This is a genomic window from Kitasatospora sp. DSM 101779 (genome assembly GCF_025655475.1).
Classification (GTDB): domain Bacteria; phylum Actinomycetota; class Actinomycetes; order Streptomycetales; family Streptomycetaceae; genus Kitasatospora.
In genome coordinates, this window is record NZ_JAHTIK010000001.1 from 1,405,379 (window position 1) to 1,416,037 (window position 10,659).

At 74.6% G+C, this 10,659-nt stretch carries 9 protein-coding genes; 5 read left to right on the forward strand and 4 right to left on the reverse strand.

What is annotated here, in order from left to right; translation table 11 throughout:
• Positions 1-89: 89 nt before the first annotated feature.
• Positions 90-1,919, reverse strand: a complete 1,830-nt coding sequence (locus tag KSNIM_RS06495; protein ID WP_263102268.1) for a cellulase family glycosylhydrolase — start codon at positions 1,917-1,919, stop codon at positions 90-92.
• A gap of 536 nt (positions 1,920-2,455) precedes the next feature.
• Between KSNIM_RS06495 and KSNIM_RS06500 the strand changes: the two genes are divergently transcribed.
• From KSNIM_RS06500 to KSNIM_RS06515, 4 genes are all read left to right on the forward strand, one after another.
• Complete coding sequence (locus KSNIM_RS06500) at positions 2,456-3,130, forward strand: transcriptional regulator (protein ID WP_263102269.1); 675 nt, start codon at positions 2,456-2,458, stop codon at positions 3,128-3,130.
• Positions 3,131-3,181: 51 nt separating this feature from the next.
• Entirely contained in the window at positions 3,182-3,862 is a 681-nt protein-coding gene (locus KSNIM_RS06505; RefSeq protein ID WP_263102270.1) for a DUF6629 family protein, read from the forward strand.
• A gap of 17 nt (positions 3,863-3,879) precedes the next feature.
• On the forward strand, positions 3,880-4,809 hold the full coding sequence (gene hemC, locus KSNIM_RS06510; RefSeq protein WP_263102271.1) for a hydroxymethylbilane synthase: 930 nt from the start codon (positions 3,880-3,882) through the stop codon (positions 4,807-4,809).
• Positions 4,810-4,898: 89 nt separating this feature from the next.
• Positions 4,899-6,113 carry a saccharopine dehydrogenase family protein gene (locus KSNIM_RS06515; RefSeq protein WP_263102272.1) on the forward strand — a complete coding sequence of 405 codons (1,215 nt, stop codon included), beginning with the start codon at positions 4,899-4,901 and terminating at the stop codon, positions 6,111-6,113.
• A 63-nt stretch (positions 6,114-6,176) separates the two neighbouring features.
• On the opposite strand, the gene KSNIM_RS06520 is transcribed toward KSNIM_RS06515, so the two are convergent.
• Together KSNIM_RS06520 and KSNIM_RS06525 are read right to left on the reverse strand one after the other, a co-directional pair.
• Positions 6,177-7,544 carry a histidine phosphatase family protein gene (locus KSNIM_RS06520; protein WP_263102273.1) on the reverse strand — a complete coding sequence of 456 codons (1,368 nt, stop codon included), beginning with the start codon at positions 7,542-7,544 and terminating at the stop codon, positions 6,177-6,179.
• A gap of 210 nt (positions 7,545-7,754) precedes the next feature.
• The gene (locus KSNIM_RS06525; protein WP_263102274.1) at positions 7,755-8,246 is read right to left on the reverse strand and encodes a YfbM family protein; all 492 of its coding nucleotides are present in this window, start codon (positions 8,244-8,246) and stop codon (positions 7,755-7,757) included.
• Positions 8,247-8,549: 303 nt separating this feature from the next.
• On the opposite strand from KSNIM_RS06525, the gene KSNIM_RS06530 reads away from it, so the two are divergent.
• Positions 8,550-9,476, forward strand: a complete 927-nt coding sequence (locus tag KSNIM_RS06530) for an ABC transporter substrate-binding protein (protein WP_263102275.1) — start codon at positions 8,550-8,552, stop codon at positions 9,474-9,476.
• 79 nt (positions 9,477-9,555) lie between these two features.
• Here KSNIM_RS06530 and KSNIM_RS06535 read toward each other — a convergent pair whose 3' ends face one another.
• Positions 9,556-10,554 carry a hypothetical protein gene (locus tag KSNIM_RS06535; protein ID WP_263107851.1) on the reverse strand — a complete coding sequence of 333 codons (999 nt, stop codon included), beginning with the start codon at positions 10,552-10,554 and terminating at the stop codon, positions 9,556-9,558.
• Positions 10,555-10,659 lie beyond the last annotated feature (105 nt).

Below are 10,659 nucleotides of genomic sequence, written 5' to 3' on the forward strand. Positions count from 1 at the left end.
GACACCGCCGTCCGGGAGTGCGGGCTCCCGGGCGGCGGTGTCGTGGCCGGGCACGGAACGGGGGTCAGGTCGCCGGTCCGCGCCGCGGGTCAGGAGGTGGCGGTGCAGGTCGGGACGGCGGTGGCGACGGCCCCGCTCTCGGTGCGGGTGGCCTGGACGCCGAATGTGGTGGATCCGGCCGGGGCGATCGCTCCGTTGTAGGAGAGGTTGGCGGCGCCGACGGTCTGCCCGCTCTGCTGGACGTCCGCGCTCCAGCTGCTGGTGACCTTGAGCCCGGTGGGCCACTGCCAGACGACCTTCCAGCCCTTGGTCGGTGCGGTGCCGGTGTTGGTGACCGTCACGTTGGCGGTCAGGCCTGCGCCCCAGTCGTTCAGGGTGAGTGCTGCGCTGCAGCCGGCGTTGCTCCCGGTCGGGGCCGTGGTGGCGGTGACGGCGGTGGAGGCGGCGGACAGGTTCCCGGCGGCGTCCTTGGCCCGCACGGTGTAGCTGTAGGCGGTGGCCGCGGTCAGTCCGCCGTCGGTGTAGGCGGTGGTGGTGCTGCTGCCGACCTTGGTGCCGCCGCGGTAGATGTCGTAGCCGGTCACGCCGGTGTTGTCGGTGGCGGCCGTCCAGGAGAGCGAGACGGTGCTGGCAGTGGTGCCGGTGACGGCGAGCCCGCCCGGCGCGGTCGGTGCGGTGGTGTCGCCGCCTCCGCCGCCGGTGCCGCCGAAGCCGGGCGCCTTGATGTCGGCGAGGTAGCCGTCCTTGACGGTGTTGACGGTCGTCCAGTCGTCGTTCAGGATGCCGCCGGTGTCACCGGAGTTGGGGTTCCAGGACCAGAACGTCCAGCTGAAGCTGTCGGCGCCGTACTGGGCGGTGGGCCGCAGGTACTGCACCAGGGCCTTCAGCCACTGCTGGTCGGCGGTGGACTGCAGGGTGGTGCCGAACTCGCCGACCCAGACCGGGGCGATGTTCTGCTTGAAGAGGTAGCCCCAGTTCTTGTCCCAGATCGCCGGCATGTTGGCCGGGAAGGTCGGGTCGGAGAACCACGGCTGCTGCGCCACGCTGGTCGCGTAGTCGTGCGCCGAGTACACCACCCGGTTGGGGACGCTGAGTTGGACGGGGTACTGGCCGGCGCCCTGCAGGTTGCCGCCCCACCAGTCGGAGCTTCCGTTGAAGGTCTGCACGCCCTCGACGAAGATCAGCAGCTTGGGGTTGGCGGACAGCACCGCCTCGCCGCCGCGCTGGGCGGCCAGCCGCCAGTCGGTGGCGGTGTCGCCGCAGCCCCAGCAGGCGGGGTCGTGTGGCTCGTTGTGCAGGTCGATGCCGACCACGGCGGAGTTGCCGGCGTACCGGGCCGCGATCGACTTGAGGTCGGCGAGCCAGGTCGTTTCGGGGACGGCGGCGGTGTACCAGAGCGCCGACTGGCCGCCGGAGTCCGGGCGGTGGCGGTCGAGGATCACCTTGAGGCCGGCCGAGCCGGCGTAGTCGACCAGCCTGTCCATCACCTGGAGGGAGTTGAGCCCGACCAGGTCGGCGTTCATGCCGCCGGAGGTGTTGATGCTGGCGGGCTGGGTGCCCTTGAAGATGTCGTCGCTGTACGGCATCCGGATGGTGTTGTAGCCGAGCGACTTCATCTGGTCGATCATGCTCTTGTAGTCGCGGCTCCACAGGCCGTGCGCCACGTAGGTGCCGGTCTCGAAGCCGAACCAGTTGATTCCGGCGATCCGGACGGGCCGGTCGGCCTCGTCCAGGACCTGCCGGCCGCTGGTGTGCCAGTACCCGGCGCCCGCGGCCACGGTGGCGGCCGGGGCTGCGGCGGTGTCGGCATGCGCGGCCTGCAGTCCGGTCGGGGCGGCGACGACCGCCGTGGCCGCGGCCAGTGCTGCGGCACTGCGGCCGAGCCGGCGGGTGAGGCGCCGGCGCAGCTGAAGGCGCATGGGTCTCGTTCCTCTCTGAAGGCTGTCCGGGTGCCGCCGCCGGGGGAAGGCGGCGGGCGGGCGCCCGGCGCGCGCGGGCGGCGTTCCGTGGTACGAGAGTGCCGATGCCGGCGGCCGCGGGTACGGGAGCACATGCGGGAGCGCTCCCATGCGGCGGCTCGGCAGCGCGCCGGAATCGCCCTCATCAAAGCCAGTGCCGGATCAGCCGTCAATACGCACAACCGACTTCAATACGTGAAGGATTGAGCCACACCCATGGACGCCGGCCCACAGGGGCGGCCTGACCAGTACGACTAATGAAGCATGGGCGGGCGATCGGCTCGAGCATTTGGGAGCGCTCCCAGACTCTGAGGGCTGAGCCGATCGGTGTCCGGGTGCCGCCACGCCGGTCCGGGAACCGCCCGCGCGGCCGCGGGGTGCCTAGGCTGACCGGGCGGGTGGCCCGCGGGTGTCCCGCGGGTGTCCGTGTGGGGCCGCGGCGGCCCGGGCAGACGGAAGCGCGTCGGGCAGGCCGACGACAGTGGAGGAGGCCGAGCATGAGCCGCAAGCCGCGCCAGGTGCTGGAGGACGTCCGGCGGGAACTCGCCCCCGGTGAGCGAGAGAACCGTCTCGTTCCGGAGATCGCAGCGGGCACCGCCCCGCTGACCGTCCTGTCGGAGCTCGCCGCACAGCAGTACCGGATCATCGGGAGCGACCGGCGGAGCCTGCTGGTGCTGGCCGCCCGCTGCGCGGACGGGCCCGGCGGCGCGTACTTCTCCGGTCTCGCCGACGGCGAGAGCGAGGCGCTGCGGCTGCTGGAGGCCTTCGCCGCCCGCTGCGGGCTGTCGCCGCGCGAGGCCGCGGCCCGCAAGCCGCTGCCGGGCTGCCAGGCGTACCCCGCCTACCTCGCCTGGCTCGCGCTGAACGGGGACCCGGCCGGGGTGGTGCTCGCGCTCACCGCGAACTTCGCCGCCTGGGGCGGCTACTGCGCGGCCGTGGCGACGGGGCTGCGCCGCCACTACGGCTTCGACGACACCGACTGCGCCTTCTTCGACTTCTTCGCCCGTCCGGCTCCCGCCGCCGAGGACGCCGCGGTGGCGGTGCTGGAGGCACTGGCACCGGACGGGGGCCGGATCGGGGTGGGCCGCGAGTACGGGCAGTTGCTGCAGGCGTACGAGTTGATGTTCTGGAACGCCCTCGCGGACGCCCCGGCCCGGCGGCACGGGCGCTGAGGCCCGCCGCCCCCGGGCGGGCGCCGGCCCGCGGTTCGGTGAGGAGGCCGGATGTGCTGGAGTGCGGAGGCGGACGCGGCGGCCGGGGTGGTGGTCGCGGGGCTCGGCGTGGTCTGTCTGCTGCGGGTGCGCGATCCGCGGCGGGTGCCGCTGGCCGCGCTGCCGCTGCTGCTCGGGGTGCACCAGCTGGTGGAGGCCGCGGTCTGGCTGGGCGAGGACGGCCGGATCGGGCCCGGCCCCGCGCAGGCGGCACGCACGGCGTGGGCCTTGATCGCGCTGCCGCTGCTGCCGCTGCTGGTGCCCTTCGGGGTGTGGTGCGCGGCCGGGCCGGGCGGTCCGCGGCGCCGACTGCTCGGTGCGCTGGCCGTACTGGGCGCGGTGGTCGCCGTTCCGCTCGCGGTGGCGGTGCTTCGCCATCCGGTGGCGGCCGAGGTGCGCCACCACATGCTGACGTACGCGGTCGGCGTGCCGCGGGCAGCGGTGCTGACCGTCGGGTACCTGCTGGCCACCCTCGGGGCGCCGCTCCTGAGCGGCGACGCCGCGCTGCAGCGGTTGGGCCTGGTCCTGGGCGCGGCTGCCGTCGTGTGCGCCCTGCTGTGGCGTCTCGCCTTCGCCTCGACCTGGTGCGCGCTCGCCGCGCTGGCTGCCGTACTGCTGCTGGGCTGGGCAGGCGGGACGGGCCCTCCGGTGCCGGCCGGCACGGCGGGCCGCGGTCCGGACGGGGGTATGTGACGGCCTATCATCTCCCCATGGCCGAACCGCTGCGCATCGTCACCCGCTCGTCACCGATGGCCCTCGCCCAGGTCGAGCGGGTCCGGGCCGAACTCGCCGTGCTGCACCCGGGGATCCGGACGGAGGTCGTGCCGGTCACCACCTCCGGCGACCGCTGGACGGGCGACCTGGCCGCGCTCGGCGGCAAGGGCGCCTTCACCAAGGAGGTCGACGCCGCACTGCTGGCCGGCGAGGCGGACCTCGCGGTGCACTGTCTGAAGGACGTTCCGGCCGACCGGCCGCTGCCGGCCGGCACGGTGTTCGCCGCCCACCTGGCGCGCGACGACATCCGGGACGCCCTGGTGCACCCGCGCGGCCTGACGCTGGACGAGCTCCCGGCCGGTACCCGGATCGGCACCTCCTCGGTGCGCCGGGTCGCCCAGCTGGCCGCCTCGCACCCGCACCTGGTGTGCGTGCCGATGCGCGGCAACGCCAACAGCCGGCTGGCGAAGCTGGACGCCGGCGAGGCGGACGCGCTGCTGCTGGCCGTCTCCGGTCTGGAGCGGATCGGCCTCGCCGACCGGATCAGCGAGGTGCTGGAGGTGGCGGTGATGTGCCCGCCGATCGGCGCGGGCATCCTCGTCCTGCAGTGCCGCGAGGACGACACCGCCACGGTCGACACCGTGACCGGCCTCAACGACCCGCGGACCTGGCGCGAGGCGGCGGCGGAGCGGATGTTCCTGCACGTGCTGCAGGGCCACTGCAACGCGCCGATCGCCGGCTACGCGCGGGCCGAGGCCGACGGCCGGCTCTCCATGCGCGGCCGGGTCTTCTCGCCCGACGGCAAGCGGGTGCTGGACGCCCACGAGTGGGCGGGCGCGCTCAGCCCGGAGGACCTCGGCACCTCGACCGCCCTCGCCCTCAAGCGGCAGGGCGCCCAGGAGCTCATCGACGGCATCGCGCACTGAGCGCGCCACCGGCCGCGGCCCGGCCGTTGACAGTGCCAAGGCGGACTCCTAGCGTGGCGCAGTCGATTACCCGCGAGTAGGGACTGTTGATGGCCGCGCCGCGCCCGTACGACCTCGTCCTGTTCGGTGCCACCGGGTTCACCGGTGGGCTCACCGCCGAGTACCTGGCCCGGGCCGCGCCCGAGGGCTGCCGCTGGGCGCTCGCCGGACGGGACGAGCGCAGGCTCGCCGCGGTGCGGACGCGGCTGGCGGAGATCGACCCGCACTGCGCGGACCTCCCGCTGCTGGTCGCGGACGCCGCGGACCGCGCGGCGCTGCACGACGTGGCCGCCTCCGCGCGGGTGGTGGTGTCCACCGTCGGCCCGTACCTGCGGTACGGCGAGCCGCTGGTGGCGGCCTGCGCGGAGAACGGCACGGACTACGTGGACCTCACCGGCGAGCCGGAGTTCGTCGACCGGATGTACCTGCGGCACCACGAGCGGGCGGTGGCCAGCGGGGCGCGGCTGGTGCACGCCTGCGGCTTCGACTCGGTGCCGCACGACCTCGGCGTGCTGTTCACCGTCGAGGAGCTGCTGCACCGCGGCGGCCCGGCGGCCCGGCTCTCGGTGGAGGGCTTCGTCCGCGCGGGCGGCACCATCTCCGGCGGCACCTTCGCCTCGGCGATGACGGCCTTCTCCCGGCCGCGGGCGATGGCGCAGGCCGCCCGGGCGCGCCGCGCGGTCGAGCCGCGGCCGAAGGGGCGGCTGGTCCGCACCCCGGTCGGCCGGCCGCACCGGTCGCGGGCCGCGCGGGCCTGGGCGGTGCCGATGCCCGCGATCGACCCGCAGGTGGTGGCCCGTTCGGCCGCCGCGCTGGACGAGTACGGCCCGGACTTCGGCTATGCGCACTATGCGGCGGTGCGGCGGCTGCCGATCGCCCTCGGCGGCGTCGCCGCGGTGGCGGCGGTCGCCGTCGCCGCGCAGCTGCCGGTGCTGCGCCGGGCGCTGGGGCGGCTGCGCAAGCCGGGCGAGGGGCCGAGCGCGGAGCAGCGGGCGCGGTCCTGGTTCGCCGTCCGGTTCGTGGCGCGGGCGGAGGGCGGGCGGACGGTCTTCACCGAGGTGTCGGGCGGCGATCCGGGCTACCAGGAGACGGCCAAGATGCTCGCCGAGTCGGCGCTCTGCCTGGCGTACGACGACCTGCCGCCGGTGGCCGGGCAGCTGACCACGGCGGTGGCGATGGGCCGGCCGCTGATCGACCGGCTGGTCGCGGCGGGCATCTCCTTCCGGGTGCTGGACGCGCCGCCGACGAGCGCCCCGGGCCGCTGACCGACCGTACGGCCCGCCCCCGCCCGGGCAGGACGGAGCGGGGCGGGCCGGCGGATCCGTCCGTCAGGCGCGGCCGAAACAGCGCTCCAGCTCGCCGAGCTCGTAGAAGTAGCTGCCCTTGGCGACCGGCTTGCAGGACGCCGGGAAGGCGGTCTCCTTCTCGTTGTAGAACATCCGGACGAGGTGGCCCGGTGCGCCCTGGGCCGTGGTGCCCGCGTAGAGGTCCCACTGGATGTTCGCGGCCATCGGCGAGACCTCGGCGCCCCGCCAGGGGTTGTTCCGGTAGCTGTAGGGCTCGTCGGTCTCGGCGGGCTCGGTGCTGCCCGGCAGGCCGAGCAGGACGGCGAGCGGTTCGATCTCCTCGGCGTGCGTGAAGCGGAGTACCGCACCGTTGCGGCCGGTGCCGGCGGCCCGGGCCTCGGCCTGGGCGAACAGGTCGGCGAGCAGGACGCCAGCCATCCGGTAGGTGACGGTGCGGCCGCTGAAGGCGGGGCCCTTCTGGTAGAACTCCTCGGCGTCGTCGAGGTAGCCGAACCACCGGGCGTCGCGGTCGGCCAGGAACGGGTCGAGGTCGACGCCCGGCGCCTCCACGGCGAGGTCGGGCGCGGCGCTGTACAGGGCGTACAGCGAGCGGGCGAAGGCGATCTGCCGGTCGGCGGTCAGCGTGGCGGCGAAGCCGGCGCGGAAGAGGCGGCCGACGGTGTGCCGGGCGGCCTCGGCGGTGCGGGGCATGCCGTCGACGGCCGCGAGCACGGCGGCGAGGTCCTGGTCCTTCGCCAGGTACGCCTGGTAGTCGGCGTTCTGCGGCTGCTTGTGGAAGTAGAGCAGGTCCTTGTCCGTGACGGGTGCTCCGATCAGACCGGCCAGTTCGGGCCGGCCGGCCGTCAGGCCCGCGGTGAAGGCGTTGGCGCTGGCGGTCGCTCGGGCCACTCCGGAGGTCTCCACCACGATCGGCTCGCCCGTGGCGGCGATGGTGTCGAACAGCCCGGGCAGCCGCTGCTCCAGCCTCAGGGCGGTCTGCCGGTGCTCCTGCGCGCCGAGGCCGGACAGGTTGCCGTAGCCGATCCCGGCGGCGCCGGCCAGCAGCGACCGGACCTGCGGGGTGAGCCTGCGGCCGAGGTCGGTCAGGCCGCCGCGGTCCTGGGCCTCGGCCAGCAGCGCGAGCACCGCGTCGCCGTCCTTGCTGTCGGTCATGGCCCGGGAGCCGTGCCGGGCGACGTTCTCGGTGAACACCGCGGTGTAGCCCTTCGGCACCGGCTGGTAGCGGCCCGGCCGTCCCTGCGGGAGGTACGGCGCCTTGGTCCCGTAGGAGTCCCGCTCGGCCCGCGAGCCACCCGCCCGGTCGTGCGCGGAGGCGGTGCCGCCGGTCAGCACCATGGCGGCGGCCAGCGAGGTGGCGGTGGCGGCCGTGAACCAGGCAGTGCGCTTCACAACAGACCTTTCGACAGGGGTACCGGTCCGTCGACCGAGAACCTCCGTACTCTCGCGCCCGGGCCGGAACTCGGCCCCACCACCCGGCATGGCCCGGATGATCACCGGGTGAACGCCCGGCCGGCCGCCCTCCCCTCACCATGACCCGCCACCCGTCGGCACGCCAACGAGCGGTGTGCCGTGGTGCTGCCGGGCCGGTCACCGGTCCGGTCACTGGCTGACGGTGAACACCGCCCCCCGCCCGTCGGCGGCGGCGCGCGCGAAGAAGGCGCGCAGTTCGCCGAACCAGTAGCGGGTGTAGCCGAAGTCCTCCTCGTCGCGGGCGCCCTCGTAGTCCTCCGGGTCGAGCGCGAAGAAGCGTTCGCGCAGCCAGGATTCGTCGAGCCCGGCGAGGGCGGCAGCGATGTCGGCGACCTCCTGCGGGGTGGTGAGGACGACGACGTAGTCATCGGCGTCGTACAGCGGCAGGCCGCCGAGGACGGCGTGCGAGAGCGGGTAGTCGCCGCCGTCGTAGGTCAGCGTGCCGTCGGCGAGGCAGCGGTGGATGGCGTCCCAGGCCTTGTCGGTCTCGGCGAGGTGGTCGGTGTCCCAGGCCGCCTCGATCTCCGCGACCTCGGCGAGCACCGCCTCGTCGTCCGCGGCGGCGAGCAGCCGTTCGGCCTGCGCGGCGGTCAGGGCGAAGTGCACTCCTCGGCAGCCCATCGGTCCTCCCTGTGTTCGGCATCGGCACCGGTCGGGGACGCTAGCGCGGGCCACCGACAGCGGCGTGCGCCCGGGTGCCGGCCTACCACCGGGTAAGGGACCCCGGGGTCCGCCGCGGCGTCCGGGGTGGAAGGATGGGCGGTCCGCCCCCGGTGGCGTACCTCGGTCGACCAGGCCGCCTGCCCATCCTGCGGCGGCCTCCGGTGACGGGACCAGGTCCGCGTCGCGTAACCCTGCGGCCTCGGCGGCGTGAGTGCCATCAGTCTTCCTCTGTTCTTCCCTCCCTCAGGAAGCTCCCTCACCATGCACCAGTCACCCCTGCCCCGGCGCGCCCGCGTGCCCGGGCGCACCCTCGCGGCCGCCGGCGCGGCCGGCCTGCTGCTGTCCGGCTGTGCGAGTGCGGCCTCGCCGGCCGCGGACGGCTCGTCCGACCTGCGCGACCGGGTGCCGAAGGCCGTCCGCAAGGCCGGTGTGCTGCGGATCGGTTCGTACCTGAACTACGCCCCGGTGGACTACAAGGAGGCCGACGGCCGGCCGGCGGGCCTCGATCCGGACCTGGCCGCGGCGATCGGCAAGCTGCTCGGGCTGCGGGTCGAGTTCGTCGACATGCCGTTCGACCGGCTGATCCCGGCCGTGCAGTCCAAGGACGTCCACCTGGCGATGTCGGCGGTGATCGACACCACCGACCGGCAGAACGGCATCGACGACCAGGGCCGCACCTCCGGGCCGGGCGTCGACTTCGTGGACTACTTCTTCACCAGCACCTCGATCCTGGTGAAGGCCGGCAACCCGGAGCGGATCAGCGGCCTGGACAGCCTGTGCGGGCACGCCGTCGCGGTGCAGAAGGGCACCGTGCAGGCGGAGATCGCGATCCGCCAGGCGGGCGCCTGCAGCCGGTACGACAAGAAGCTGGACGTGCACCAGCTGGCCAACGACGAACTGGCGCTGGCGGAGGTCGCGGCCGGGACGGCGGTCGCGGACCTCAACGACTACCCGGTGGCCCAGTTCAACACCTCGGCGGCGCGCGGCGGCCGGTTCCAGCTGACGGGCGACCACATCCAGTCCTGCCCGTACGCGATCACCGTGAACAAGGCCGACGGCGAGCTGCGCACGGCCGTCGCCAAGGCGCTGGACCGGCTGATCCGCAACGGCGAGTACGACCGGATCCTGGAGCGGTGGAACCTGCACACCGGTTCGGTCTCCAGTGCGGTGGTGAACGGCGGCCGCTGACCCCCGGGAGCGCGTTGCGCCCGGGCGGACCGGCCCGAACCGGTCCGCCCGGGCGCCCGTCCGGCGATCCGACGGATCGTCAGTTCCCCTTCTTCCGGCCGGACCAGAGCTTGGCGAGGCCCAGCGCCGCTGCCACCGCGATCAGCGCGGCGAGCGCGTGGTCGCTGCCGCCGCCCGGACCGGATCCGGAGGCGGCCCGGCCGGAGGGCGCCGGAGCGCCCCCGGAGGGGGCCGCGGTCGGGCTGCCGGACCGCGCGGTCGCCCCGTCGCCGGCGAGGCGCAGCCGCCAGACGTCGCTGTCGCCGCCCTCGCTGCCGTAGAGCACGGCGGTGCCGTCCGCGGAGAAGGTCACCGACTCGCCCTGGCGCTGGAAGGGCACGTCCAGCGCCCGGAGCTTCTTCGGCATGCCGTCCCAGCTGTACAGGTCCGCGGCGAAGTAGCCGCGCAGCACCAGCCGGCGGCCGTCCGGCGAGAAGGCGCCGTCCGTCACCCAGGGCACGTCGGCGATCCGCCGGAAGGTGTTGACGCCGGTCGGCGAGAGCGCTTCCGGGCCCTGGTAGAGGCCGCCGCCCGACTGCTTCTTGCTGGCGATGTAGGCGCGGCCGGTGACGGGGTGCACCATCAGTGCCTCGGCGTCGCGCGGCCCGTCCTCGTAGCGGACCTTGTAGCGGACGGCGGTCACCGTCTGGTCGTGCAGCTCGGCCGGCTCGGGGAAGGCGTAGATCCACACCTCGGGCCAGGTGCCGTCGAGGTTGTCGCCGATGTCACCGACGTACAGCCGGCCGTCCGGGCCGAGCGAGATCGCCTCCGCGTCGCGGAGCCTGATCCCGCGCAGGGTGACGGTCGCGACGGTGCGGCCCTCGCTGTCGACGGCGTAGACGTACGGGCCGTCGTCGCTGTCGTTGTGCGTCCAGTACACGCCGGGGTGGGCCCGGCTGGCGGCGAGACCGCTGGACTCGGTGATCCGCTTGTCGTGGATGGTGAAGGCGCGCTCCGGCCGCTCGGCCGCGGCGGCCGGCAGCGCGGCCGGGCCCAGCAGGACCAGCAGTGCCCCGGCGGCGGCCGCACCGCTGCGCATCCGTCCCCGGCCCGTCGTCGCTCGCTCCACCGGGCGATCATCGCACGGCGGTCCGGCCGGTCGGCGCGGAACGGTCGGGTACGTCCGGCCCGGCCCGGCGGGTCG